The organism is Nocardioides turkmenicus, assembly GCF_011045035.1.
Taxonomy (GTDB): Bacteria; Actinomycetota; Actinomycetes; order Propionibacteriales; family Nocardioidaceae; genus Nocardioides; species Nocardioides turkmenicus.
The window spans coordinates 257,469-282,957 of the sequence record NZ_JAALAA010000001.1; the positions used below are offsets into that span (position 1 = coordinate 257,469).

The window sequence follows — 25,489 nt, forward strand, 5'->3', positions numbered from 1 at the left end:
TGATGAGGACGGCGCTCGTCTATCGCGCACTCGGCCTCGGTGACCTGCTCACCGGGGTGCCCGCACTGCGCATGCTCCGCCGGGCGCTGCCGCGGCACCGCATCGTGCTGGCCGCGCCCGCGGCGCAGACCCGGCTGATCACGCTCGCCGCGATCGCCGACCAGGTGATCGCCACCGAGGAGCTGGATCCGGTCGCCTGGACGGGTCCTCCCCCGGATGTCGCCATCGACCTGCACGGCAACGGCCCCGCCTCCCGCGACCTGCTCCGGGTCCTCGGCCCCCGGCGGCTGATCGGCTTCGACGAGCCCGGTGGCCCCGCCTGGGATCCAGCCGAGCACGAGCGCCATCGCTGGTGCCGGCTGCTCGCCGAGACCCTCGGTGGCGACCCGGAGCCGGACGACGTCCGCATCCCGCCGCCCGATCCGGAGCCCCCACCCGTCCCGGACGCGATCCTCGTCCATCCGGGCGCCGCCTCCGGCAGCCGCCGCTGGCCGGCGGACCGCTTCGCCGCCGTCGCCACCCGGATGACGCTGACCGGCGCCCCCGTCCTGGTCACCGGCTCCCCCGCCGAGCGCGACCTCGCCGAGGACGTACGCTCCCGCGCCGGCCTCCCGCCCGAGGCGAACCTGGCTGGCGAGACCGACCTGATGGCGCTGGCCTCCCTGGTCAGCGCCGCCCGGCTGATCGTCTGCGGCGACACCGGCATCGCCCATCTCGCGTCCGCGCTGGGTACGCCGTCGGTGGTCCTGCTCGGACCGACACCGCCCTCCACCTGGGGTCCGCCACCGGGACCGCACATCGCGCTCTGGCATGGCGACCGCCCCGGCGACCCGCACGCCTCCGTCCCGGACCCGGCGCTCCTGCGCCTGAGTGTCGACGAGGTCAGTGATGCGGCGCTTCGCCTGCTGTCGGCGCGGCATCGACCTCCTCGCGCCACCGCGCCGTCCGCTTGAGCCCCTCCTCCAGGGACATCTCCGGCTCCCAGCCGAGCAGCAGCCGGGCGCGGGTCAGGTCGGGGCGGCGTACGTGCGGGTCGTCGGCGGGCAGCGCGACATGATGGATGCTCGACTCGGAGCCGGTCAGCTCGATGACCAGGCGCGCCAGTTCGAGCATGGTGACCTCCTGGTCGTTGCCGATGTTGACCGGACCGGCCACGTCGGCGCAGGCGAGCCGTAGCAGGCCCTCGACCGTGTCCTCGACCCAGCACAGCGACCGAGTCTGCGAGCCGTCACCGGCGACCGTCAGCGGGGCCCCGCTCAGGGCCTGGCCCAGGAAGGTGGGCACGACCCGGCCGTCGTCCAGGCTCATCCGCGGGCCGTAGGTGTTGAACAGGCGTGCCACCCCGACGTCGACGCCTCGTTCGCGGGCGTAGGCCATCGTGGTCGCCTCGGCGAACCGCTTGCCCTCGTCGTAGACGCTGCGTACGCCGATCGGGTTGACGTGGCCCCAGTACTCCTCGCGCTGCGGGTGCACCTCGGGCTCCCCGTAGACCTCGGAGGTGGAGGTGAGCACGAACCGGGCGTTGTGGCGGTCAGCCAGCTCGAGCGCGTTGACCGTACCCTCGCTCGCCACCCGGAGCGTCTCCAGAGGCAACCGCTGATAGTGCACCGGAGAGGCCGGGCAGGCCAGGTGCATCACCAGGTCGACCCCGCCGGGATCGGGGATCGCGTGGCTGGCGTCGGCGATCGTGATCGCGAAGCCCGGGCGGCCGAAGAGGTGCTCGATCTTGTCGGCCGAGCCGGTGAGCAGGTTGTCGACGATCCAGACCTCGGCCCCGGCGTCGAGGAGGCGTTCGCTCAGCCAGGAGCCGACGAACCCGGCCCCGCCGGTGACCACCACCCGCGCACCACGCAATGACTCTTCCCAGTCGTTCATCGCGGATAGCCCTCGTTGCGCAGCATCACGACGGCGCTCTGCAGGCACGCCCCCTCGGGAAGCGTGACCGCGAACCGGATCAGCTCCGCCACGATCGTCGGGTCCATCATCCGCTCCGGCGGCAGCCCCCACTGGTCCATCATCGGCGTGGCCATCGCCGCGGGGTTGATCGCGCTGACCCGCACCGGCCACTCCCGCTCGCGCGCCTCGGTCTGCATCACCTCGGTGAGCTTGAGCAGCGCCGCCTTGGAGGAGTTGTACGCAGCGGCACCCGCCCCCACCGTCAAGGCGCTGATCGAAGCGATGCTGACGATGTCGGCCACGGGCTGGGTCGGGCCGTCCTCGAGCGCCAGCCGGTGACGTACGAAAGCACGGGAGAGCCGCATCGGGCCGTCGACGTTGACCCCGAAGACGTCGTGCCACTGGTCGTCCTCGATGTCGACGAGGTCCGAGCCGCGGTCGGTGCCGGCGTTGTTGACCAGGAGGTCGAACCGGGCCCCGAACCGCTCCGAGAGGTCCGCGACCGTCTCGTCGGCGGCAGTGGGTGAGGTGACGTCCAGGTCGACGGCCTCCGTCTCACCCCGCCGCGGCTCCCCACGGATCATCTCGACGGTCTCCTTCGCGGCTGCCGGATCCCTGTCGCTGACGACGACGTACGCTCCGGAGACGCTGAGCACCTTGCTCGTCGCTCTTCCCAGTCCGCTTCCGGCGCCGGTCACCAGCGCCACCCTGCCGTCGAGACCGTTCGTTCCGAACGATGCGTTCATGGTGCTCCTCTCAGAGGCGGTCTGTCCGTTCAACGGCATCGGTACCCGCCACCACCCGCCACAGTCCGGTCGGCCGACTTCCCACCCGTAGGGGTGGTTGTGCCGTCCGAGACCCACACCCACGAGGGTGAACTTCACGGCGAAGCCGTTGGGAACCGCTTCTCCCGGGCACTACCTACACATGACGACGACAACTTTCGAGACAGACCTTCCCCGAGCCGAGCGCCAGCGTCTGACCTCTGAGCTGTTGGCCGACGCACACAACGCCGAAGGTGAGGAGCAGGACCGGCTCATCGAAGAGGTGATCCTGCTCAACGCAGCGGTCGCCCGTTCGATCGCTCACCGCTACACCGGCCGAGGCATCCCCCGTGCCGACCTCGAGCAGGTGGCGTACATCGCCCTGGTCCGAGCCGCGAAGAGTTTCCACCCCGACCGTGCCGACGACTTCCTCACCTATGCGGTACCCACCATCCGGGGTGAGGTGAAGCGCTGGTTCCGTGACCACGGCTGGACCGTGCGTCCCCCGCGTCCCATCCAGGAGCTGCAGAGCACGCTGCTGCGGATCGGCTCCGAGCGAGGCAATCTCCCCACCTCGAAGCTGGCCGAGATCGCCGACGTCCCCGAGCAGAAGGTACGCGAGGCCCTCGATGCCCGCGGCTGCTTCACCCCCTCCTCGCTGGACGCCCCGCTGCGCCCCAACGACTCCCAGTCCTCCGGCGAGGCGACCATCGGCGACATGCTTCCCGGCATCGACGGCGGGCTCGCCGACTGCGAGACCCGTCTCGCGCTGGAGCAGGCCATCCACTCGCTGTGCCCGCGCGACCAGCTCGTGGTGAAGCTCCGCTTCCTCGAGGACCGCAGCCAGGCGGAGATCGGCGAGGCCATCGGGGTCACCCAGACCCAGGTCTCCCGCATTCTGACCAGGATCATCGACGAGCTCCGTGCTCAGCTCGACGACGTGGGAATCGCCGCATGACCCGCACCCGCCACGGGTACGGGACCCGAAAGCCGACCCCGACACAAGGAGATCTGGCATGACGTACTCAACGATCACCGGCGAGCGTGACGACACCGCCCAGCGTTCGCTGTGGAATGGCACCCCCAAGACCAAGTGGCAGGAGTCGTCGTGGGGCAAGCGGATCGCGGCCGTCGCCGCCTTCCTCCTCCCCGTCGCCATGACCGTCGCCACCACCGTCATCCGCAAGAAGGGCACCGACGCCCTGCTGCGGAAGTTCAAATCCGGTGGGAAGAAGGCGCGCTGGAAGAAGGTAGGTGGCAAGAAGTGAGGACGAAACGAAGCCTCTTCACCTTCGCGCTGGGCGGCCTGGCCGGCTACATCGTCGGCCGCTACCCCGCCGCAACCTACGAGACCCTCCGCGACAGCGCCAGCGTGACCGTCGGCATGGCGCGTGACCGGATGAGCACGATGACACTCCCGTTCGGCCATGCCGGGGACCACCGCGCTCGCACCACGCCGTCGATGGGTGAGGATCTCGAGCGCACCTCGACGGCTTACGTGTCGCGGCCGCATCCGTAGGCCTCGTCTCGTTGTTCGTCGTTCGGCGGCTGCCAGCTCTTGGGCTGGCGGCCGCCGACCCGTTACGGAGGGTGTTCTCGGCGGACGCAGTTTGGCGCGAGATTCGCGTTTGGCACGGGCTTGGGACCCGCCGGAATGGTTCTCGCCACCGCTGAGAACACTTCCCCACCCGCGGAGTAGTTCCCCACGCTCCGGAGCAGGGGAAACCGACCCCAATGTGGGGAACACTCCGCGCCAGTGGGGAAGGCAGTGCTCAGGTACGCCGGGTGAACCGGATCCGACCGTCCGACAGGCGCTCATAGCCATAGTTGGGGTCGTGGATCCGGCGATGGTCACGTGAGCAGAGCAGGACCATGTTGGCGAGGTCGGTTCGCCCGCCTTCGGACCACGGTTTCAGGTGATGGGCTTCGGTCCATGCGGCTGGTGCGTCGCAGTCCTCGGCTTGGCAGCACTTGTCGCGTAGCCGGAGTGCCCGGTGTTGGATCGGATGCGCCAACCGGGCCGTGCGACCGAAGTCGAGGATCTCCGAGTCGGTGCCCAGCACCACCGGAACGAGGTCGGCGTCGCACGCCATCCGACGGGCCTCGGCTGCGGTGATCTTCTCACCATCGAACCCCAGTGCGGCGGTGCCGAGGTCGGCACGCAGCTGGTCCAGGGTCATGGTGATGAACACCGTCGTGCCATGCCCGCCGTGACGGGGCAGGTTCTCCATGTCGTAGGTCTCGATCACCCGGCCGAACGCCTGCCCCAGGAGCCGGTCATACGGCGCCTTCGCGCCCTCGTCCTCGGCCGAGAGCTTCCGGGGCTGGGCCAGCGAGTCGAGGATGGTGCGGAGCCGGACCCCGATGGCGCGGGAGACCCTTGCGTGGATGTCGATGGTGCCGTCGCCGTTGTCCCGCGATTGGAAGAACGTGCGCCGCTGCGCCCGCTCTTCCTCCCGCAGCAACGCCTTCGCCTCGGCCTGCTCGAACCGCTCGGGGTCGATCTCAGCCAGGATCCGCTTCCCGACGATCCTCAACTCGTTCGCCGTCAACCGGGTGGCGTAGTCCACCAGCAGCTTCTCGGCCAGGACCAGGTCTTCGCGACTGGCGGCCGGGTCGGCCTCGATCGCATCGAGCGCCTTGATGATCACCCGCGCCTTGTCCTGCGAGACCTCGCCCTCGGCCATGCCAGCAGCGACGAGGTCGTACTTCTCGCCCCCGGCTGCCAGCCTGACCTGGGCACGCGCGACCGCCTTGTCGACCAGCAACTCGGTCCGCATCCACGCGGAGGCGTCCTTCGCGCCGGTCTCCTCGGCGATATCACCCGCAACAGCGAGCACCCGGAGCTTCAACGCCGCCTGCTGGGCCTGCAGCTTCTCGAGCCGCTCGAGGAGGTCCTTCTTCTGCCCGGTCCGCCAGTAGGCCGGATCACTCGACAGCAGGTCCTGGACCGAGGACTCGATAGCGGTCAGGGCAGCGTCGACGAGGTCGCCGGGGTTGGTGCCCCAGTGGTCGATCCCGCTCCCGAGACTCATCGCTTTTCCGCCTTCAAGGGGTGTGCTGTGATGAGTCCGATTCTACTCCGGAACCACCCCTTCGGGAACCTATTTTCCCAGGTCAACCCCCACTTTCGCGGCCAGCGAAACAACTTCATCTGCTGCGCCACACCCGGGCCGCCGCCCCGATAGGCAGCCAAGTTTTCCCTCAGAGAAAGGGTCGGCGGCGCCCACAGCCCCACGTACAAACCTACCGACCGACAGCCTTCTCCAGCTCAGCCTTGCTCATCTTCGAACGCCCCTTGACGTTCTTGTCCTTGGCCTCTTCGTACAACTGAGCCTTGGTCCGCCCACCAGCCCCCCGGTGACTACGCAAGCCTCCACGACGCCCCGAGGAGATGTCCTGGGTCGACGTACGGCTGCTCTCGCGGGACTCGCCCTCACGGGCACGCTCCTTGTTCACCGTGCGAGCCGCGATCTCCTCAGCGGTGTCCTCGCTCTCGCCGCGGTCGAGCAGACCCTTCTTGATGTGCTCGTACTGTCGTTCTCGCTTCTTGCTCCAGGCACGCTGCGGCATCTCAACTCCTCCTTCTCGGCCATCGCGACCTTCTGGGCTGATCGAAGCGCTCCGCGTCATCGGCGACGCGCTTGTTCCGGCGGGCGTCGTAGAGCCAGGCCGCGATGCCGACCAGGACGACGATCACCCCGATCACGGTGAAGATGACGGCTGGAGTACTCATGGTCGACCGGTACCCACGACGGTCGCCCGCTACGCGGCGACGGCGACTCGCATCCGACGGAGGATCCGCGCGAGCGTACGCGAGACCTGCGCCTGCGTGGCGCCGATCCTCTCGCCGATCTCGCTCTGGGTGAGACCTTCGGCGTAGCGCAGCCGCAGCACCAGGAGCTCGGTCTCGTCGAGCTCCTGCAGGGCTGCCCCCACCATCACCCGAGCCTCGGCATCATCGAAGCCGGGGTCGAGCTCACCGACCTGCTCCACGAGCGACCCGTCCTCGTCGTTCTCCACCAGCTGAGGACGTACGCAGCGGGAGAGGTCGCGGAAGCAGCGGCGCACCTCGCCCTTGGCCATCGGGACGGCATAGCTCAGGAACGCACCTTGCGTGGGGTCGTAGCGGCGCGCAGCCTTCACCAGACCCATCCGCGCGGCCTGGCGGAGATCATCGACCTCGATGCCACGACCCGAGTAGCGGGCAGCCAGGGAGCGCGCCACCGGGAGGTGGCGTACGACCAGATCCTCCCGCTGACGGGGAGCCAGAAGCGGTGCGTCCTGTGTGCTGTGCATGCCTCGAGTCTGTCGCGCAAACCGGCCCGAATGACAGGATCGAGGGGAGAAATGGCCCCCAGGGGTGAGCTCAACCCCCACAGCACACTCACCCCTGAGGGTTAGAACCGCGGTCCCGGTCCGTTACCGGGACCGCGGCACCGACAGCACAGTCGTGGTGTCACTCCCCGATCCCGAAGGTAGGGGGAAGTCACCCAGACTGCTCTGTCGATACGGTATCGGTAACCATCCGGGCACCCACGGATGCACCGGACTCCACGGAATTCTCGTCAGGCGGAGCGAATCCGTGGGTGATCGCCCAGCTGACCGCCTGGCTGCGGGTGTTGACCTCGATCTTGCGGTAGGCCTGCCGGATGTGGCTCTTCAGCGTGTTCACGCTCACGACGAGCTTCTCGGCGATGTCCTTGTTGGACAGTCCTTGGGTGATCAGGGCCAGCACTTCGACCTCGCGCGTGGTGAGTCCGGCGACCATGCCGAGCCGGTCATCGCGCTCCCCGAGCGTCTCGCCGGCGGCGGTCAGCTCGATGGCGCGTACGAGCTCACCGGCGTGCACACTCATCGACACCCACGCCGGCGCGCCCAGCGAGTAGGCCTTGGCCCGAAGGTCGGGGCGCATGTCGCGGCTGAAGATCAAGACCTTGGCGTCGGTCTCCTCCAGGATGTGCGTGAGCTCCGAGCCGTCGGTCAGGTGCAGACCGAGGGTGTCGTAGAGGATCACGTCGACTCCCGGCGCCTTGCTGCGGACCGACGGCAGCGCGGTCACGACCACGCGGTCGGGAAAGTCCGCGAGCATCGTCGTCAGCCCGCGCATCACAACTTCCTGCGGACTGACCACTGCAACCCGCACAACCCCCACCCTCATCACACCTGAACCCTCTCAGATCCGCGGTCACTTGGACAGGTGTATGCCCACAACACGCCGCGGGTACCAGGGCTGACGTCCACCCAGACCCCTGAGTGAGGAGCACATCCATGTCCCACGTGACCGAAGACCTCAAGAGGGCCTCCGAGCTCCCCGAGGGCGACGTGGTCAGGATCCTGCTGCACCAGCACGCCGGCATCCGGCAGCTCTGCGCGACCGTCGGCAACTCCGAGGGCGCGGCCAAGCGCCAGGCGTTCGACGACCTGCGCGTCCTGCTCGCCGTGCACGAGACCGCCGAGGAGCTCGTCGTCCACCCGGTCGCGGCCGTCCACGGCGGCGAGACGCTGACCAAGGCGCTCAACGCCGACGAGAAGGAGGCCAGCGAGATGCTGGCCCGCCTCGAGGAGGTCGGCGTCGACAGTCCGGAGTTCGACGAGAGCTTCCCGATCTTCCAGATCGCGGTCGATCAGCACGCCGAGGAGGAGGAGCGTGTCGAGTTCCCGCTGCTCCTGGCGACGCTCGACGAGGCCGCCCGCCACACGATGGGCAAGCGGCTCTCCGCGGCCGAGATGGTCGCACCGACCCATCCTCACCCCGGCTCCGCGGGATCGGTGCCCAAGCAGCTCGCCACGATGCCGTTCCACTCCATCGTCGACCGCGTCCGGGACGCGCTGAGCAGATCCTGACGTCACCTACGCGTGGCACAGTGGATGCCGAACGGCATCGAACGACAACCCTCGAAGTCCTCAGATGGGAGCAGAACCATGGTCGAGAAGGAAACGAAGGACCCCGAGACCGGCGCTGACGAGAGCACCGAGGCCCCGATCCCCTTCCCCACCCCGGAGCGGGTCGAGGAGGAAGGCGAAGAGCGCGACCGCCAGGACGAGACCGAGGAGGAGACCTTCCCCGCCAGCGACCCCCAGTCCAGCTGGGCAGGCCCGGCGGACCCGCGGGACCGCTGACCCTCAGGCCTCCCAGGCCTTGTGGCCAGGGTCGGCCGGGCCCTCGACGCGGTATCGCAGATGGGTCACCCGGTCGCCCTGGACCACCTCGGGATCGCTGAGCAGCACCGAGTCCGCGTACGTCCCGAAGAACGGCTTCCCCCTGCCGATGAGGAGAGGCGCGACATCGAGCTGGATCTCGTCGACCAGTCCCGCGGCGAGCGCCTGACCGCGACGTCGCCGGCGCACAGCCCGATCGGCGTGCCGCCCGCCAGCTCCTTCGCCTTGGCGATGCCCGCCTGGACCGAGGTCGCGAAGTGATAGCTGGCCTCCGGATGCCAGCCCTCCGGCTTGGGCCGGTGGCTGACGACCACCACGTGCTCGCCGGTCGGCGGCCGGCCCTCCCACCCGTTGGTGATGTCGAAGAGATGACGCCCGATCACCATCGTCGTCGAGGTCTCCCAGAAGTCGCGTACGTAGTCCCACGACGCCTTCGAGATCCGGCCGGCACCGCCGAGCACCTCGACGTCGCCGTTGTTGTACCAGTCGAAAAGGTGCCCCGGCATGTCGTCCTCGTAGCCGATGAACCCGTCGACCGACACCACCGCCTGCATGATCACCGTCATCTTCCCCACCACCCTCAGTAGTCAACCGATTGGTTGATTAAAAGGAAAGCGCAAGAAAGCCCCCTTGTCAACCGCATGGTTGACAAGGGGGCTTCTGATCGCCTCAGGCCAGGCCGCGGCGCTCCAGCAGCGGAGCGATCGGGGCCGGTCGGCCGCGCCACTCCGCGTAGGACTCCAGCGGGTCACGAGTGCCACCGATGCCGATCACGTAGCGGACGTACGCCTCGCCGTTCTCCCTGGTCAGGCCGCCGTTCTCCTTGAACCAGGCGACCGTGTCGGCGTCGAGGACCTCCGACCAGATGTAGGAGTAGTAGGCCGAGGCGTAACCGCCGAAGATGTGCTTGAAGTAGGCCGTGTAGTAGCGCGGTCGCACCGCCGGGTTGTCCAGACCGACCGCCGCGAGCGCGGCCGCCTCGAACTCTCCCACCGCTTCCCGCGAGGTGGGTACGTCGCCCGGCCCCAGCTCGTGCCAGGCCAGATCGATGAGCGCGGCCGCCAGGTATTCGGAGGTCGCGAACCCCTCGTTGAACGTCGACGACGCCTCGAGCTTGCCGAGCACGTCGGCGGGGATCGGCTCGCCGGTCTCGTAGTGCACCGCGTAGTTGGCGAGCACCTCGGGCCACAGCATCCACATCTCGTTGACCTGGGAGGGGTACTCCACGAAGTCGCGGTAGACCGCCGTCGCCGCGAACCGCGGGTAGGTCGCCCGCGCCAGCAGCCCGTGGAGCGCGTGCCCGAACTCGTGGAACAGGGTGTTGACCTCGTCGAACGTCAGCAGCGTCGGCTCCCCCGGTGCCGGCTTGGGCACGTTGAGGTTGTTGGTCACGATCGCCGACGGTTCGCCCAGCAGCGTGTTGGCGGTGACGTAGGAGTTCATCCAGGCACCGCCCTTCTTCGAGTCGCGGGTGTAGAGGTCGAGCAGGTAGAGCCCGATCGGCTCGCCGTCGCGGGAGACCTCGAAGACGCGTACGTCCGGGTGGTAGCCCTGCAGGTCGGGGCGCTCCTCGAAGGTCAGCCCGTAGAGCCGGCCGGCGGCGAAGAAGACGCCGTCGCGCAGCACCCGGTCGGCCTCGAACCACGGCCGCAGGACGGCCAGGTCGACGTCGTACTCGGAGGCCCGGACCTTCTCCGCGTAGTAGGGCCAGTCCCACGCCTCTATCGGCCCACCCGCCGAAGCCTCCAGCGCGGCCTGCTCGGCCCGCGCGTTGCGCGCCGCCGGCGCGGCCAGCCGCTCGAGCATGTCGCGGACGGCCTTGGGCGTGCCGGCCGTGTTGTCGGCCGTCACCAGGCCCGCGTAGCTGTCGAACCCGAGCAGCTGCGCCTTCTCGGCCCGCAGCCGAAGCGCGTCGAGCGCGATGGAGCGGGTGTCGTTGTCGTTGCCGCGCGACCCGCGCGCGAGCTGCGCCTCGAACAGCCGCTGCCGGAGCTCGCGGTTCTCCAGCACGGACAGGTAGGGGTGGGCGGTGAACAGGGTCAGCGTGATCAGGTATTTGCCCGGCAGGCCCCGACCCTCGGCAGCCGCCGCGGCCGCGGAGATCTCGCCCGGCGTCAGCCCGGCGAGCTCCTCGACGCTGTCGACGACGACCGCGAGGTCGTTGGAGTCGGCCTGCGAGGCCTGTGAGAAGGCCGCCTCCAGCGCCGAGATCTCCTGGTTGAGCTGGCGCAGCCGCGCCTTCTCCGATTCCCCAAGCGCAGCGCCGGCGAGCACGAAGTCGCGCTGGTAGCGCTCGACGAGGTAGCGGTCCTCGCCCTCCAGCTCGTCCCGCTTCTCGTAGACCGCGTTCACCCGCGCGAAGAGCGCGTCGTCGAGGAGCATCGCGTCGTGGTGGGCCGCCAGCCGCGGAGCGTACGCCGTGTGGAGCTCCTCCAGCGCGTCGGTGGAGTCCGCGGAGAGCTGTGCGAAGAAGACCCGCAGCACCCGGTCCAGCGTCTCCCCGGAGCGCTCCAGGGCGACGAGGGTGTTCTCGAACGTCGGCTCCTCGCCGGAGGAGGTGATCGTGGTCAGCGCCGCCAGCTGTTCGGCCATCCCGTGCTCGATCGCCGGGCCGTAGTCGTCGATCGAGATGTCCGCGAAGCGGGGCAGCCGGTGGGGCAGGTCGCTGGGCTCGAGTAGGGCGTCGATCACATCGCGCACGCTATCTGACACAGCCCGAAGTCGTCGCCGCGATATCGACTACCTTGACCCCATGGCCGATTTCGATGACCTGCTTGCCGCGAACCGTGAATATGCCGAGAAGTTCGACAACGGAGGCTTCGACGGCGTCGCCCACGCCGGCGTCGCCATCGTGACCTGCATGGACTCCCGCATCGAGCCGCTCGCCCTGCTGGGCCTGGGCCTCGGCGACGCCAAGATCTTCCGCAACCCCGGCGGCCGGGTGACCCCGCAGGCGATGGAGGCGCTCGTGCTCGGCGTGCACCTCCTCAACGTCAAGCGCATCCTGATCGTGCCTCACACCCGCTGTGCGGTCGCCTCCAACACCGAGGCCGAGCTGCGCACCAAGCTCGCCGAGTCCGCCGGCCAGGACGCCTCCTGGCTCGACCTGACCGTCGTCGTCGACGACCAGGTCCGCGCGCTCGCCGAGGATGTCGCCAAGGTCCGCTCGCACCCGTTCGTCCCCGAGGACGTCAAGGTCGGTGGGTTCATCTACGACGTCGACACGGGTCTGCTCAACCAGAAGATCTGAGCCTGCGAACCCGCGAAGCGGGTCGAGATCTACGACAATCGGTAGAAACCCCGATGCGCGCTCACCATGGGTGAGCCAGAGTTGGGGTCGTGACCGACGCAGACCGACTCGAGATCGCCGCCCAGGCGATCGACCTGCGCAAGACCTACGGCAAGGGCGCTGCGGAGGTCCGCGCGCTCGACGGTGTGAGCCTGGACCTCTATGCCGGGCAGTTCACCGCCATCATGGGCCCCAGCGGCTCGGGCAAGTCGACGCTGATGCACTGCCTGGCCGCGCTCGACAAGCCCACGACCGGTGAGGTGATCGTCGGCGGTCGCAAGCTCGGGAAGCTGCGCGACCGCCGCCTCACCGCGCTGCGACGCGACAAGATCGGGTTCGTGTTCCAGGCGTTCAACCTGGTGCCGACGCTGACCGCGCAGGAGAACATCCTGCTGCCGCTCTCCCTGGCCCGGAAGAAGCCGGACCCGGGATGGTTCGACCAGGTCATCGACACGGTCGACCTGCGGCCGCGGCTGAAGCACAAGCCGAGCGAGCTCTCCGGCGGACAGCAGCAGCGGGTCGCCTGCGCCCGCGCGCTGGTCTCCAAGCCCGACATCGTCTTCGCCGACGAGCCGACCGGCAACCTCGACTCCACCTCCGCCGCACAGGTCCTCGACTTCCTGCGCCGCAGCGTCGACGACCTCGGCCAGACCATCGTCATGGTCTCCCACGACCCGGTCGCGGCCTCCTACTGCGACCGCGTGGTCTTCCTCGCCGACGGCCGGATCGTCGACGAGCTCGCCAAGCCGAGCCGCGAGGAGATCCTCGGCCACATGTCCGACCTGCAGTCCCGGGCGATGGGCTTGGCTCCGATCGGTGAGGGCGTTTGAGGTGCTCCGGCTGACGCTGCGCAACCTCGCAGCACACAAGGTACGCCTGCTCATGTCGACGCTCGCGATCGTGCTGGGCGTCGCCTTCCTGGCCGGCGTACTCACCTTCTCGCACGGGCTCGACCGCACCTTCTCCGGCATCATCAACGGGTCCACGCCCGACGGCCAGGTGCGCCCGACCAACAGCGCCACCGCGACCGAGGCGGCCGCCCGGCCCGGCGGTGGCAGCGCGGCCATGCTGCGGCCGGAGGCCATCGAGAGGCTGCGTACGCTGCCTGAGGTCGCCCGCGCCGACGGCGTCGTCCAGGGTGCGGGGCTCTACGTCCTCGACACCGACGACAAGCTGGTCAGCAGCTCGGGTGCTCCGACGCTGGCCTTCAACCACACCGGCTCCCCCAACCTCCTCGGCGAGCCGATGCTCGAGCTCCACGAGGGGCGGTGGGCAGACACCCAGAAGGAGATCGTCCTCGACGAGGGCACCGCGGAGAAGGCCGGCTACCGGGTCGGCGACAGCGTCACCCTGATCGCGCCGCAGGGCGAGACCAAGCGCAGGGTCACCCTCACCGGCATCGCCGCCTTCAACGGCGGCGGCACCGCCGGCGCGCAGCTGCTCGTCTTCAGCACCGCCGGTGCCCAGAACCTGTTCACCGAGGGCAAGGACGTCTACTCCGCGGTCTCGCTGACCGCCGCCGACGGGGTGAGCCAGAAGGAGCTGGCCGCGGCCGCGAACACGGTGCTCCCGAAGGGCTTCGAGGCCGTCACCGGCGACAAGGTGGTCGCCGAGTCGGAGGACGCCATCGGCGACTTCCTCGACGTGATCTCGGTCTTCCTGATCGTCTTCGCGGTGATCGCCGTGATCGTCGGCGCCTTCATCATCGTCAACACCTTCTCGATCCTGATCGCGCAGCGCTCTCGCCAGCTGGCGCTGCTGCGCGCCCTGGGCGCCTCCCGCCGCCAGATCACCACCTCGGTGCTGTTCGAGGCGCTGGTGATGGCGCTGGTCGCGGCCACCATCGGCGTCCTCGCCGGCTGGGGGCTCGCCCACGGCCTGGCCGCCGCCTTCCGCCAGGCGGGGCTGGAGATCGCCTCCGACGTCCTCGTCCTCACCCCGCGCACGATCTGGATCTCCTACGCCGTCGGCGTCTGCGTCACGCTCGCCGCCGCCCTCCTTCCCTCCCGCCGGGCCGCCAAGGTGCCGCCGGTCGCCGCCATGCGCGAGGACACCCAGCCTCCGGTCAGATCCGCCGTCCTGCGTACGTCGGTCGGGCTCGTCCTGCTCGCGGTCGGCCTGGTGCTCGCGGCGATGCCGCGGATCGGGATCCCCGAGATCAGCCTGCCCGGCGGGTTCGACGTGCCGACCAGCCCGGCGCTGTGGGTGGGTGTCGGGGCCGGGGTCTCGATCCTCTCGGTCGCCTGGATCAGTGCGTTCCTGGGCCGCCCGGTGCTGGCGGCGCTGCGTACGGTCTCGGGGACGGTCTTCGGGATGACCGGCAAGCTGGCCGGGCAGAACGCGATGCGCGACCCGCGGCGCACCGGCGCGACCGCCTCGGCGCTGATGATCGGGCTGGCCCTGGTCTCCCTGATCGGGGTGCTCGCCGCCTCGATGAACGCCTCGATCACCGACGTCGTCGAGGAGCAGTTCAAGCCCGACCTGGTCGTGCAGAGCCCGACCTTCACCCCGTTCCCGACGTCGATCGGAGACGAGATGGAGACGGTCGAGGGCGTCGCGACCGTCTCCCGTTCGCAGATCGCCCAGGCCGTCGTCGGCAAGCTGGACCTGCAGAACCCCAAGAAGAACGAGGCGGCGTTCCTCTTCGGCGTCGACGAGCACCTGTCGAAGATCTACGACCTCGAGGTGCTCGAGGGCAGCGACGACGTGAAGCCCGGCCAGGTGCTGGTCACCGACGAGGTCGCCAAGGAGCACAAGTGGCGGCTCGGTGACCGCATCGACCTCACCGTGCGCAGCGGCCGCCAGCTCCACCCGCAGATCAGCGGGATCATCGCGGAGAGCCAGGTGACCGGAGAGATCACCGTACGCATCGAGGACCTCGTGGCGGCCAAGGTGCCGCGGGAGGACGCCTCGCTCAGCATCGTGCTCGCGCGCGGCGCCGATCCCGCCGTCGTCCACGATCGCCTCGACAAGCTCGTCGAGGACCGGCCGGTGGTCGCCGTACAGGACAAGGACGAGTTCGCGGAGTCGATCAAGGGTCAGGTCAACCAGCTGCTCTACATGATCTATGGCCTGCTCGCGCTGGCGATCGTGATCGCGGTGATCGGCATCGTCAACACCCTCGGCCTCAGCGTCATCGAGCGCACCCGTGAGATCGGCCTGCTGCGCGCCATCGGCCTCTCCCGCGGCCAGCTGCGCCGGATGATCACCCTGGAGTCGGTGACGATCGCGGTGCTCGGCGCCGTGCTCGGGCTCGCCCTCGGGGTGCTCTTCGGGGTCCTGCTGCGCGACGCGTTGCGCGACGACCTGACCAGCCTGTGGGTGCCGCTCGACCAGCTGGCCGTCTTCCTCGGGATCGCGGTGGTCGTCGGTGTCCTGGCCGCCCTCCTCCCGGCCATCCGCGCCGGGAGGGAAGACGTCCTCAAGGCGATCGCCACGGAGTAGCCTGCGGAGGGTGAGCACCGAACTCCCCGCAGACCTGCCCGAGCCCACCCTCCGCGTCAGCGAGCCGGAGACGGCCGCGGTCGGGATCCCCGGGGTGGCGCACTCGATGGAGTACGCGCTGCGCGAGATGGGTCCGCGGCGCAGCCTGCAGACCCTGCTCAAGGTCAACCAGGTCGGCGGCTTCGACTGCCCCTCCTGCGCCTGGCCCGACCCCGACCACCGCAAGGCGGCGGAGTTCTGCGAGAACGGCGCCAAGGCGGTGGCGTGGGAGGCGACCCGCAAGCGGGTCGACCGCGACTTCTTCGCGGCTCACTCGGTCGCCTCCCTCGACGAGCGCGACGACCACTGGCTGGAGTCGCAGGGCCGGCTGACCGAGCCGATGTACATCGGCCCCGGCGAGACCCACTACTCCCCCATCTCGTGGGCCGACGCGATCGGCCTGATCGCCGACCGGATGCGGTCCACCGCCCCCGACCGCTCGGTCTTCTACACCTCCGGGCGAGCGTCCAACGAGGCCGCGTTCGTCTACCAGCTGCTCGCCCGCCAGCTCGGCACCAACAACCTCCCCGACTGCTCCAACATGTGCCACGAGTCCAGCGGCACCGCCCTCGGCGAGGTGATCGGCATCGGCAAGGGCACCGTCACCTACGACGACCTGGCCGAGCACTCCGACCTGATCTTCGTGGTCGGCCAGAACCCGGGCACCAACCACCCGAGGATGCTCACCGCGCTCGAGTCCGCCAAGGAGCACGGCGCGAAGGTGGTGTCGGTCAACCCGCTCCGCGAGGCTGGGCTCGGCCGGTTCCGCAACCCCCAGACCGTACGCGGCGTCACCGGCGTCGGCACCAAGCTCGCCGACCTCCACGTGCCGGTCCAGGTCAACGGCGACCTTGCCCTGTTCGCCGGGATCAACAAGGTCCTCGTCGAGCGCGACGCCGTCGACCACGCGTTCCTGGAGGAGCACACCGACGGCTTCGAGGTCGCGGCGCAGGCGTGGGCGGCGATGGAGTGGGACGAGATCACCCGGTTGAGCGGCATCTCCCGTGAGGAGATCGAGTCGCTGGCCGACCTGGTCGAGAGCCGCGAGCGCATCATCGTGTGCTGGGCGATGGGCCTGACCCAGCACAAGAACTCGGTCGCCACCATCCGCGAGATCGCCTCGTTCCTCCTGCTGCGCGGCAACATCGGCAAGCCCGGCGCCGGCGCGTGCCCGGTCCGTGGCCACTCCAACGTGCAGGGCGACCGCACGATGGGCATCTGGGAGAAGCCGCCGGCGTGGTTCCTCGACGCCGTCCGTGACGAGTTCGGCATCACCCCGCCGCGCGAGGAGGGCTACGACGTGGTTGCCGCGATCGAGGCGATGCGCGACGGCGCCGTCGACGTCTTCCTCGCCCTCGGTGGCAACTTCGCTGCCGCGACGCCCGACACCGCCGTCACGACCGCGGCGCTCGCCGGCGTCGGCCTCACCGTCCAGATCTCCACGAAGCTCAACCGCAGCCACCTCCACCACGGCCGTGAGGCTTTGATCCTGCCCTGCCTTGGCCGCACCGAGCGCGACGAGACCGGCGGCCGGGAGCAGTACGTCACCGTCGAGGACTCGATGGGCATGGTCCACGCCTCCTACGGCCGCCTGCTCCCGGGATCGAAGGAGCTGCGCAGCGAGGTCGGCATCATCTGCGCGATCGGCGACGCCCTTTTCGGCTCGGACAAGGGCATCGACTGGGCCACGATGGGCATCGACTACTCCCGGATCCGCTGGCACATCTCCGCGGTGGTGCCCGGGTTCGAGGACTTCGAGGCCCGGCTGAAGACGCCCGGCGGCTTCGCCCTGCCCAACGGTCCCCGCGACTCCCGCACCTTCAACACTGCCACCGGCCGCGCCCGGGTCACCGCCAACCCGCTGACCGCGATCTCCGCTCCCCCGGGCCACCTGCTGCTGCAGACGCTCCGGTCCCACGATCAGTTCAACACCACCGTCTACGGCTACAACGACCGCTACCGCGGCATCAAGGGCGGCCGCCACGTCGTCTTCGTCAACCCCGACGACCTCCGTGAGCTCGGCATCGCCGACGGCGCCACCGTCGACATCGTCTCGGTGTGGGCCGACGGCGAGCGCCGCGCCGAGGGGTTCCGCGTCGTCGCCTACGGCACCCCTCGCGGGTCCGCCGCGGCGTACTTCCCGGAGACGAACGTCCTCATCCCGCTCGACTCCTACGCCGACGGCAGCCGCACCCCCACCTCGAAGTCCGTCGTCGTCCGGTTGGAGGCGCGCTAGCCGGGAATTACATTGCGGGTGTCTGTGTTGACACCTACCGTGATGCACATGTTCCGCGTGGTTTCCGAGCACCACCTGTCAGGCACCAGCCTGACGGGCGCTCTCGCGTGGGCTCCGTCAGTCGATTGCACCGGCGCTCGAAGCTGACCCTCCTCCTGTCTCGCAGGACCCGCGGAGGAGGGTCGCCCGCACCGGCCCCCTCACCGCGGTGACAGCGCTGTGAGGGCTTGCCGGAGGGTCCTGGCTCACCCCGAAATCTTCTGACACACAAGGAACTCTCATGGCCAAGAGCCAGTTCGTGCGGACCAAGCCGCACCTCAACATCGGGACGATGGGTCACGTCGACCACGGCAAGACGACGCTGACCGCCGCGATCACCAAGGTGCTCGCGGAGCGCGCCCCTGACGTGAACCGCTTCATCGCCTTCGACGGCATCGACCGTGCCCCGGAGGAGCTCCAGCGCGGGATCACGATCAACATCTCGCACGTCGAGTACGAGACCGCCACCCGGCATTACGCGCACGTGGACATGCCCGGGCACGCCGACTACGTGAAGAACATGATCACCGGCGCCGCCCAGGTCGACGCCGCCATCCTGGTCGTCTCCGCCCAGGACGGCGCCATGCCGCAGACGCGGGAGCACGTGCTGCTCGCGCGCCGGGTGGGTGTGCCGTACCTGGTGGTGGCGCTCAACAAGGCCGACACCGTCGACGACCCGGAGCTGCTCGACCTGGTCGAGCTGGAGGTCCGCGACCTCCTCTCCGAGTACGGGTTCCCCGGCGACGACGTGCCTGTCGTCCGGGTCTCCGGCCTGAAGGCGCTCGAGGGCGACCCGGAGTGGACCGCCGCGATCGGCGACCTGCTCGACGCGATCGACGACTACGTGCCGGTTCCGGAGCGTGAGCTCGGCGAGCCGTTCCTGATGCCGATCGAGAACGTCGTGACCATCACCGGCCGCGGCACGGTCGTCACCGGTGCCGTCGAGCGTGGCTCGCTGAAGGTCGGCGACGCCGTCGAGGTCGTGGGCCTCGGCACGACGATCACCAGCACGGCGATCGGCATGGAGACGTTCGGCAAGTCGCTGGAGTCCGCCGAGGCGGGCGACAACGCGGCGGTGCTGCTGCGTGGCGTCAAGCGCGACGAGGTACGTCGCGGCCAGGTGGTGGCACTGCCGGGCAGCGTACGTCCGCACCGGAGGTTCCGGGCGAACCTGCACGCGCTGACCACGGCCGAGGGCGGGCGGCACACGCCGTTCGCCGCGGACTACCGGCCGCAGTTCTACTTCCGGACCACGGACGTGCCCGGCGGGATCGACCTGGGTGACATCGCCCTGGTCATGCCCGGCGACACGATCGAGCTCGGGGTGGAGCTGGAGAAGCCGATCGCGATGGAGGTCGGCCTCGGTTTCGCGGTCCGCGAGGGCGGGCGCACGGTGGCCGCCGGCACCGTGACCGAGCTGCTCGACTGATGTGACGAGGAACGGCCCCCGACGTGGTTGGGGGCCGTTCCTGCTTCTGCCGATCTGCTAGCTGCGCGGGCGCCACCGCTTCCAGAGCGCCTCGCCCTCGGCGCGGACCTTCCCGTCCCACTCCAGCCGCACCAGCGAGGTGATCTGGTCCTCGCCGGCGTCCTTGGTGGACGCGACGAGGGTCACCGGCTCCCGCAGCGGAGCCGGCCGGCGGTAGCGTACGTCGATCCCGGCCGTCACATAGGCGAGCGACTCCCCCTCGGCCGGCATCCAGCCGTTGAGGAACGCCTCCTGGTGCACCGCGGCGGCGCTGTGGCAGTCGAGCAGGGTCGCGATGATCCCGCCGTTGAGGAACCCGCCGCCGTTGTCGTGCTGCGGCCACGGCTGGAAGGTCGCGGTCACGCTCCCGTCCAGCTGCGGGTAGCTCTTCAGCTGGAGACCCTCCGCGTTGGCCGGCCCACACCCGAAGCAGGTCATCTCCGGCCACCACTCGTCCTGCAACGCGATCATCTTCACCGCGCCACCATAACCACCTCAGCGCGCCGTCAGCCGATCCCGGTCCGGAAGCCCTCGCGCCAGGTGGCGTACGACGGCGTCCAGCCGAGCTCCCGCTTCGCCTTGGCGTTGGAGGAGCCGCGCACGGAGGTCATCATCGCGACCCCGAACTCGCCGATCAGCGGCCGGGCGATCCAGGCCGGGAGCCGCATCGGGTTCCGGCCACCGACCTGCTCGGCCAGGAACGGCATCCACTGGTTCACCGGCGCCGGCTCGTCGTCGACGATGTTGTAGACCCCGGGCTCACCACCCTCGACCGCCGCGGCGGTCGCGGAGCCGACGTCATCGATGTGCACGAACGACCACACCCCGGTGCCACCGCCGACCACCGGCAGCTTCCCGGCGCGCAGCAGCTCGCCGATGGTGCCCTCCCGCGACGCCGCGTTGCCCGGACCGTAGAAGTTGCCGTACCGCAGCACCAGGCCCTCGAGGCGGTGTCCTGAGCTTGTCGAAGGGTCGGTGGCAGCGGTGACCGCGTGTTCGAGGTGACGGATCGCCGCCAGGGATCGCCGGGCCTCCTTGCCGGGGTCGTCGATGAGCGGACTGCTCTCGTCCTTGACCCAGCCGCCGGTGCGCTCGTAGGTCCAGCCGCCGCCGTAGCTCTGCGCGACGAACCGGCGCGCGCCGACCTCCCGAGCGGCCGCGAGCAGGTGGTCGGTGCCCTCGGTACGCAGCCGGTTGGTCATCGCGAACTCCTGGTCCCACTTCTTCATGTTCCCGGTCATCCCGCTCAGCGCGGTGAGCTGGTGGACGACGACCTCGGGCTCGGCCTTGGCCACGGCGTCCCGGACGCTCTGCGCGTCCAGCGGGTCCATCACGATCCCGGTCGCGCCCATCCGGGCCAGGGCCTCGCACCCCGCGTCACGACGGGTCGAGCCGTACACCTCGTGTCCGGCGGCCACGAGCAGCGGCACCGTCCTGATGCCGACTGCGCCGGTTCCGCCTGCGATGAAGATGCGCATTTCCTGTTCCTTTCGTCGTTGTCGACCCCACCGACGAAACGGCATGCGCTGCTGTGACAGCTGGCGTAAGGTCCTGCGACCGTGGACCTCGCAAGCGCCCATGACGGGCTTCGCCCGCTGATGTTCTCGATCGCCTACCGGATGCTCGGCAGCGTCGCCGAGGCGGAGGACATCGTGCAGGAGGCGTTCCTGCGGATGCACCGCAGCACGCAGGAGTCGGGCGAGATCGACAACCTGGATGCGTACGCCACCACCGTCACCACCCGGATCGCCATCGACACCCTCCGCTCGGCACGCCACCGCCGCGAGCAGTACGTCGGGCCCTGGCTGCCCGAGCCGATCCTGATCTCCGACGAGGACCCGAGCCACCGCCTCGAGCTGGACGAGACCGTCAGCACCGCTTTCCTCGTCCTGCTGGAGTCGCTCACGCCGGTCGAGCGCGCGGTGTTCGTGCTGCGCGAGGTGATGGCCTACGACTACGAGGACATCGCCCCGGTCGTCGACAAGAGCGCGACCAACTGCCGCCAGATCTTCACCCGTGCCCGCAAGCGGATCGCCGACGGCACGCCCCGCTTCGAGCCCTCACCCGAGCGTCGCGACCAGCTGGCCTCCCAGTTCGTCGCCGCGCTGTCGACGAGCGACGTCAGCGGCCTGGAGCGGCTGCTGGCCGACGACGTCGTGTTCGTCGCCGACGGTGGCGGCCGGGCTCCGGCGATCCAGAAGCCGATGCTCGGCGCCGTCGCCGTCGCCCGCTTCCTGCTCGGGCTCATGCGTCAGGGCGAGCGCTTCGGCGTACGTCTGGAGCTCTCCCACGCCAACGGTCAGCCGGCGATGCTCACCCGCGGCGCCGACGGCGCCCTGCTCGGCGTCATCGCGCTCGACGTCGACGGCGACCGGATCGTCCGCATGCACAACGTCCTCAACCCCGACAAGCTCGGCCACCTCGGCGAGGTCGGCGATCTCTTCGCGCTGCTGGCGCAGCGCTGAGGCATGTCGAGGACGCTACCCGTCCAGGAACGTACGCAGCGACTGGTCGACCAACGGCCGCCCGAGCGCTCCGTCCGCCAGTGCCTCGCGCAGGGCCCCGACGGAGTCCAGGTCGCCAACCAGACCGACGAGCTCGTCGACCTCCTCACCCATCTCGGCGGGCGTGGTCGCCGCGACCGGCCGGTCCAGCAGCAGCGGGCAGTCGACCGGGCCGCCTTCGGGCTCCGGGTGGCCGAGGGCGGCGACCCAGCAGCCGATCTCGAAGCGCAGCGGCGCGGACGGTCCGGCGCCCTGGGCGCGCAGGTCGATGTACCAGACGATGTCGTCGCTCTTGGGGTCGCCGAGCCGGTGGTGGCCCTTGCGCAGCGGCATGCCGCCGGCCTTGAACGCCTTGGTCGCCGCCGTGCGTGCAGCCTTCTGATCCATCAGAAGTCCAGGTCGTCTTCGGAGAGCTGACCGCCCCCGGCGACGATGAACTCCTTGCGCGGAGCCACATCGGAGCCCATCAGCAGGTCGAAGACCGCCGCGGCCTCGTCGGCGTCGTCCAGCGTCAGCCGGCGCAGCGTCCGGTGACGGGGGTCCATCGTGGTCTCGGCCAGCTGGTCGGCGTCCATCTCACCCAGACCCTTGTAGCGCTGCACCGGGTCCTTCCAGGTGACGTTCTTCTTCTTCAGCTCGGCGAGCTTCCGCTGCAGCTCCGGGTCGGAGTAGGTGTAGATGTACTTCTCCATCCCCTTCTTCGGGTTGGAGATCTCGATCCGGTGCAGCGGCGGGACCGCGGTGTAGACCTTGCCGGCGGCGATCAGCTCGGGCATGTACTTGAAGAACAGGGTCGCCAGCAGCGTACGGATGTGAGCGCCGTCGGAGTCGGCGTCGGCCATGAAGATGATCTTGCCGTAGCGGGCCGCGTCGAGGTCGAAGCTGCGCCCGGTGCCGGTGCCGACCACCTGGATGATCGAGGAGCACTCGGCGTTCTTCAGCATGTCGCCGACCGAGGCCTTCTGGACGTTGAGGATCTTGCCGCGGATCGGCAGCAGCGCCTGGAACTCCGAGTTGCGGGCCACCTTGGCGGTGCCGAGCGCGGAGTCGCCCTCGACGATGAAGAGCTCGGCACGGTCGTCGGTGGTGCGGCAGTCGGCGAGCTTCGAGGGCAGCGCGGAGGACTCCAGCGCGTTCTTGCGCCGCTGGTTCTCCTTCTGCTGACGCAGCGAGAGACGGGTCTTGGAGGCGGCGTACACCTTCTCCATCACCAGTTTGGCCTGCTGCTTCTGGGCGCCGCGCGACTCGGTGAGGAACGTCTTCATCTCGGCGGCGACGACCTTGCGCACCACGCTGCGGGCTGCCGGGGTGCCGAGGATCTCCTTGGTCTGGCCCTCGAACTGGGGCTCGGCCAGGCGCACGGTCACGACCGCGGTCAGGCCCTCGAGGACGTCCTCCTTGACGATGTCCTTGTCGTTGACCTTGAGCACCTTGGCCGCGCGCATGGCGTCGTTGAACGTCTTGGTCAGCGCGTTCTCGAAGCCGCTGACGTGGGTGCCGCCCTTCGGGGTGGCGATCACGTTGACGAAGGAGCGGATCTCGGTGTCGTAGCCGCTCCCCCACCGCACCGCGATGTCGACACCGAGCTCGCGCTCGACGTCCTGCGGGGTCATGTGGCCGGCGTCGTCGAGCATCGGCACGGTCTCGGTGAAGGTGTCCGACCCCTGCAGCCGGAGTACGCCGCTGACCGGCTCGTCCTTGGCCAGGAAGTCCACGAACTCGGCGATGCCACCGTCGTGGCGGAACTTCTCCTCGATCTTCTCCGGACCCGACAGGTCGCGGATGACCAGCTCGAGCCCGGGCACGATGAAGCTCGTCTGCCGGGCGCGGCCGAGCAGCCCTTCGAGCTCGAAGCGCGCGTCCTTGGTGAAGATCTGCTTGTCGGGCCAGAACCGGATCCGGGTGCCGGTCTTGCCCTTGGCGACCCGCTTCCCCTTGCGACTCAGGCCGCTCTGCGGCGTGAACGCGGCCGTCGGGCCGTCGCCGTCGAACACCCCGGGCACGCCGCGGCGGAACGACATCCCCTGCTGGGCCGGCGAGCGGTCGACGTCGATGTCCATCCGGCTGGAGAGCGCGTTGACGACCGAGAGACCGACACCGTGCAGACCGCCGGTCGCGTTGTAGGAGCCACCGCCGAACTTGCCGCCCGCGTGCAGCTTGGTCGCGACCACCTCGACGCCCGGGAGCCCGGTGCGGGGCTCCTTGTCGGTCGGGATGCCGCGACCGTCGTCGTAGACCTCCACCGAGCCGTCGGCGTGCATCGTCACCTCGACGTGGCCGGCGACTCCCGCCAGCGCCTCGTCGACACCGTTGTCGATGATCTCCCACAGGCAGTGCATGAGGCCGCGGGTATCGGTCGAGCCGATGTACATACCGGGACGCTTGCGAACCGCCTCCAGGCCCTCGAGGACGAGGAGGTGCGCGGCGTTGTAGGTGTTGTCAGAGATGATCGGCTCCTGGCTGTACTGCGCTGCTGCGTTGTTGCTTGGGGCGCTGCGTGGGGGATTTCCTCAGATGAAATCTACCGTGCGACACGCCCGGGACTCACGCAGGCACGCGGCAAGCGGCCCCGGCGCAATCGGGCGGCACGCGTACGTCGTGATCGGTCCGTTACGCGGAACTTGCGGGTTTCGATGCACGAAATGGTCGGTCGACAGGTAAGAATGTCTGTCACGGACAGCGATGTCCCGTGGGGTAGGTCCAACCCGGATCCCCGACCCGGAGCGACAACTGCAAGGATTAGAGGTGCGACGGAGGTAAGAGTCCGCGAGGAAACGCTAGCGATCTAGGGAATCATCCAGGACTCACGTACGTTATCCCGGCGCAATCATGATCAGAAATGAGGCCGATGTGACCACTGCCGTTGCCACCAGCTCGCCGCTCACGTCCGAGGACCGTTGCGACCGGTGCGGAGCGCAGGCCTACGTACGCGCGGAGCTCCACTCCGGCGGCGAACTGCTGTTCTGCGCCCACCACGCCCGCGAGCACGGTGAGAAGCTCAAGGAGATCGCGAGCTCGATCACCGACGAGACCCACAAGCTCACCGAGAAGAACTGACCCCACCCACCTACTCCCCGGAGGCCCGGACCACGACGGTCCGGGCCTCCGGCGTCTTTTCGGCGCGACGAGGCTAGGGTTCGCTCCGTGAGTCTCGTCGAAGTCCTCGTCGCGCTGGTCATCGCCTTCGGCATCGCCGGCATCATCGTCCCGGTCCTACCCGGCGGCGCGCTCCTCGTCGCCGCCGCGATCCTCGGCTGGGCCATCTGGCTGGGAGAGCCCACCGGGTGGGTGATCTTCGGCATCTCCGCCGCGTTCATCGCGATCGGACTGATCACCAAGTACGCCATCCCCGGCAAGCGCCTCAAGGACTCCGGGATGCCGCTGTCCACCCAGATCGTCGGCGCGATCCTGGCCGTCGTCGGCTTCTTCGTCATCCCGGTCGTCGGCGTCTTCGTCGGCTTCCCCCTCGGCGTCTTCCTCGCCGAGCTGCGCCGCCACGGCGGCGACGCCGGCGAGGCCCGGGCCTCCACCTGGAACGCCATGAAGGCGATCGGCCTGTTCATCCTGATCGACGCCACCGCCGCCACCCTCGCCACCATCACCTGGGTGGTGGGCCTGTTCCTGACCTGAGCCCGGCCGTTCCCCCCG

Annotated in this window: 27 protein-coding genes; 14 read left to right on the plus strand and 13 right to left on the minus strand. The window is 69.3% G+C overall.

Annotated elements, in window-relative coordinates; genetic code table 11:
* The first annotated feature begins 2 nt into the window (after positions 1-2).
* Entirely contained in the window at positions 3-953 is a 951-nt protein-coding gene (locus tag G5C66_RS01260) for a glycosyltransferase family 9 protein (RefSeq protein WP_165108914.1), read from the plus strand.
* Here G5C66_RS01260 and G5C66_RS01265 read toward each other — a convergent pair.
* Positions 883-1,875 carry a UDP-glucuronic acid decarboxylase family protein gene (locus G5C66_RS01265; RefSeq protein ID WP_165108916.1) on the minus strand — a complete coding sequence of 331 codons (993 nt, stop codon included), beginning with the start codon at positions 1,873-1,875 and terminating at the stop codon, positions 883-885. The genes G5C66_RS01260 and G5C66_RS01265 overlap by 71 nt on opposite strands.
* A complete protein-coding gene (locus tag G5C66_RS01270) occupies positions 1,872-2,642 on the minus strand; it encodes an SDR family oxidoreductase (protein WP_165108918.1) in 771 nt (256 codons plus the stop codon). Before G5C66_RS01270 ends, G5C66_RS01265 begins: the two co-directional genes overlap by 4 nt.
* A 181-nt stretch (positions 2,643-2,823) precedes the next feature.
* Here G5C66_RS01270 and G5C66_RS01275 point away from each other — a divergent pair, with 181 nt between their 5' ends.
* From G5C66_RS01275 to G5C66_RS01285, 3 genes are read left to right on the plus strand one after another with little or no spacing between them, the layout of a single operon-like run.
* The gene (locus G5C66_RS01275; protein WP_165108920.1) at positions 2,824-3,618 is read left to right on the plus strand and encodes a sigma-70 family RNA polymerase sigma factor; all 795 of its coding nucleotides are present in this window, start codon (positions 2,824-2,826) and stop codon (positions 3,616-3,618) included.
* A gap of 58 nt (positions 3,619-3,676) precedes the next feature.
* On the plus strand, positions 3,677-3,928 hold the full coding sequence (locus G5C66_RS01280; RefSeq protein WP_165108922.1) for a hypothetical protein: 252 nt from the start codon (positions 3,677-3,679) through the stop codon (positions 3,926-3,928).
* Positions 3,925-4,179 (plus strand): hypothetical protein, encoded by a 255-nt coding sequence (locus G5C66_RS01285; RefSeq protein WP_165108924.1) that lies wholly within the window; start codon positions 3,925-3,927, stop codon positions 4,177-4,179. The genes G5C66_RS01280 and G5C66_RS01285 overlap by 4 nt, the downstream gene beginning before the upstream one ends.
* 253 nt (positions 4,180-4,432) lie before the next feature.
* On the opposite strand, the gene G5C66_RS01290 is transcribed toward G5C66_RS01285, so the two are convergent.
* From G5C66_RS01290 to G5C66_RS01310, 5 genes are all read right to left on the minus strand, one after another.
* On the minus strand, positions 4,433-5,695 hold the full coding sequence (locus G5C66_RS01290; RefSeq protein WP_165108926.1) for an HNH endonuclease signature motif containing protein: 1,263 nt from the start codon (positions 5,693-5,695) through the stop codon (positions 4,433-4,435).
* A 211-nt stretch (positions 5,696-5,906) separates the two neighbouring features.
* Positions 5,907-6,233, minus strand: a complete 327-nt coding sequence (locus G5C66_RS01295) for a plasmid stabilization protein (protein ID WP_165108928.1) — start codon at positions 6,231-6,233, stop codon at positions 5,907-5,909.
* A gap of 1 nt (position 6,234) precedes the next feature.
* Complete coding sequence (locus G5C66_RS01300; protein ID WP_165108930.1) at positions 6,235-6,396, minus strand: hypothetical protein; 162 nt, start codon at positions 6,394-6,396, stop codon at positions 6,235-6,237.
* Between the two features lie 29 nt (positions 6,397-6,425).
* Complete coding sequence (locus G5C66_RS01305; protein ID WP_165108932.1) at positions 6,426-6,959, minus strand: sigma-70 family RNA polymerase sigma factor; 534 nt, start codon at positions 6,957-6,959, stop codon at positions 6,426-6,428.
* A 190-nt stretch (positions 6,960-7,149) separates the two neighbouring features.
* A complete protein-coding gene (locus G5C66_RS01310) occupies positions 7,150-7,770 on the minus strand; it encodes a response regulator transcription factor (protein ID WP_241248112.1) in 621 nt (206 codons plus the stop codon).
* A 161-nt stretch (positions 7,771-7,931) separates the two neighbouring features.
* Between G5C66_RS01310 and G5C66_RS01315 the strand changes: the two genes are divergently transcribed.
* Together G5C66_RS01315 and G5C66_RS01320 are read left to right on the plus strand one after the other, a co-directional pair.
* Entirely contained in the window at positions 7,932-8,507 is a 576-nt protein-coding gene (locus tag G5C66_RS01315) for a hemerythrin domain-containing protein (protein ID WP_165108936.1), read from the plus strand.
* Between the two features lie 78 nt (positions 8,508-8,585).
* A complete protein-coding gene (locus tag G5C66_RS01320; protein WP_165108938.1) occupies positions 8,586-8,783 on the plus strand; it encodes a hypothetical protein in 198 nt (65 codons plus the stop codon).
* A 65-nt stretch (positions 8,784-8,848) separates the two neighbouring features.
* Here the strand turns inward: G5C66_RS01320 and G5C66_RS01325 are convergent, their stop codons facing one another.
* Positions 8,849-9,388: a dihydrofolate reductase family protein gene (locus G5C66_RS01325; RefSeq protein WP_241248113.1), complete on the minus strand. Its 540-nt coding sequence runs from the start codon at positions 9,386-9,388 to the stop codon at positions 8,849-8,851.
* Between the two features lie 103 nt (positions 9,389-9,491).
* A complete protein-coding gene (locus G5C66_RS01330) occupies positions 9,492-11,513 on the minus strand; it encodes a M3 family metallopeptidase (protein ID WP_165108940.1) in 2,022 nt (673 codons plus the stop codon).
* A gap of 61 nt (positions 11,514-11,574) precedes the next feature.
* Here G5C66_RS01330 and G5C66_RS01335 point away from each other — a divergent pair, with 61 nt between their 5' ends.
* From G5C66_RS01335 to tuf, 5 genes are all read left to right on the plus strand, one after another.
* Complete coding sequence (locus G5C66_RS01335; protein ID WP_165108942.1) at positions 11,575-12,072, plus strand: beta-class carbonic anhydrase; 498 nt, start codon at positions 11,575-11,577, stop codon at positions 12,070-12,072.
* An 89-nt stretch (positions 12,073-12,161) separates the two neighbouring features.
* On the plus strand, positions 12,162-12,941 hold the full coding sequence (locus G5C66_RS01340; RefSeq protein WP_165108944.1) for an ATP-binding cassette domain-containing protein: 780 nt from the start codon (positions 12,162-12,164) through the stop codon (positions 12,939-12,941).
* Positions 12,928-15,555: an ABC transporter permease gene (locus tag G5C66_RS01345; protein WP_338144028.1), complete on the plus strand. Its 2,628-nt coding sequence runs from the start codon at positions 12,928-12,930 to the stop codon at positions 15,553-15,555. Before G5C66_RS01340 ends, G5C66_RS01345 begins: the two co-directional genes overlap by 14 nt.
* Positions 15,556-15,565: 10 nt before the next feature.
* Entirely contained in the window at positions 15,566-17,830 is a 2,265-nt protein-coding gene (locus tag G5C66_RS01350; RefSeq protein ID WP_165108946.1) for an FdhF/YdeP family oxidoreductase, read from the plus strand.
* A gap of 280 nt (positions 17,831-18,110) precedes the next feature.
* A complete protein-coding gene (gene tuf, locus G5C66_RS01355) occupies positions 18,111-19,298 on the plus strand; it encodes an elongation factor Tu (RefSeq protein ID WP_165108948.1) in 1,188 nt (395 codons plus the stop codon).
* Between the two features lie 57 nt (positions 19,299-19,355).
* Here the strand turns inward: tuf and G5C66_RS01360 are convergent, their stop codons facing one another.
* Positions 19,356-19,808 carry a PaaI family thioesterase gene (locus G5C66_RS01360; protein ID WP_206443613.1) on the minus strand — a complete coding sequence of 151 codons (453 nt, stop codon included), beginning with the start codon at positions 19,806-19,808 and terminating at the stop codon, positions 19,356-19,358.
* A 35-nt stretch (positions 19,809-19,843) separates the two neighbouring features.
* Positions 19,844-20,815, minus strand: a complete 972-nt coding sequence (locus G5C66_RS01365; RefSeq protein WP_165108952.1) for an NAD-dependent epimerase/dehydratase family protein — start codon at positions 20,813-20,815, stop codon at positions 19,844-19,846.
* Positions 20,816-20,896: 81 nt separating this feature from the next.
* Here G5C66_RS01365 and G5C66_RS01370 point away from each other — a divergent pair, with 81 nt between their 5' ends.
* A complete protein-coding gene (locus G5C66_RS01370; RefSeq protein ID WP_165108954.1) occupies positions 20,897-21,802 on the plus strand; it encodes an RNA polymerase sigma-70 factor in 906 nt (301 codons plus the stop codon).
* 15 nt (positions 21,803-21,817) lie between these two features.
* Here the strand turns inward: G5C66_RS01370 and G5C66_RS01375 are convergent, their stop codons facing one another.
* The gene (locus tag G5C66_RS01375; protein WP_165108956.1) at positions 21,818-22,228 is read right to left on the minus strand and encodes a hypothetical protein; all 411 of its coding nucleotides are present in this window, start codon (positions 22,226-22,228) and stop codon (positions 21,818-21,820) included.
* Positions 22,228-24,213 carry a DNA gyrase/topoisomerase IV subunit B gene (locus G5C66_RS01380; protein ID WP_165108958.1) on the minus strand — a complete coding sequence of 662 codons (1,986 nt, stop codon included), beginning with the start codon at positions 24,211-24,213 and terminating at the stop codon, positions 22,228-22,230. The genes G5C66_RS01375 and G5C66_RS01380 overlap by 1 nt, the downstream gene beginning before the upstream one ends.
* 457 nt (positions 24,214-24,670) lie before the next feature.
* On the opposite strand from G5C66_RS01380, the gene G5C66_RS01385 reads away from it, so the two are divergent.
* Positions 24,671-24,898: a DUF7455 domain-containing protein gene (locus tag G5C66_RS01385; RefSeq protein WP_008361825.1), complete on the plus strand. Its 228-nt coding sequence runs from the start codon at positions 24,671-24,673 to the stop codon at positions 24,896-24,898.
* Between the two features lie 87 nt (positions 24,899-24,985).
* Positions 24,986-25,471, plus strand: a complete 486-nt coding sequence (locus G5C66_RS01390) for a DUF456 family protein (protein ID WP_165108960.1) — start codon at positions 24,986-24,988, stop codon at positions 25,469-25,471.
* Positions 25,472-25,489: the final 18 nt, after the last annotated feature.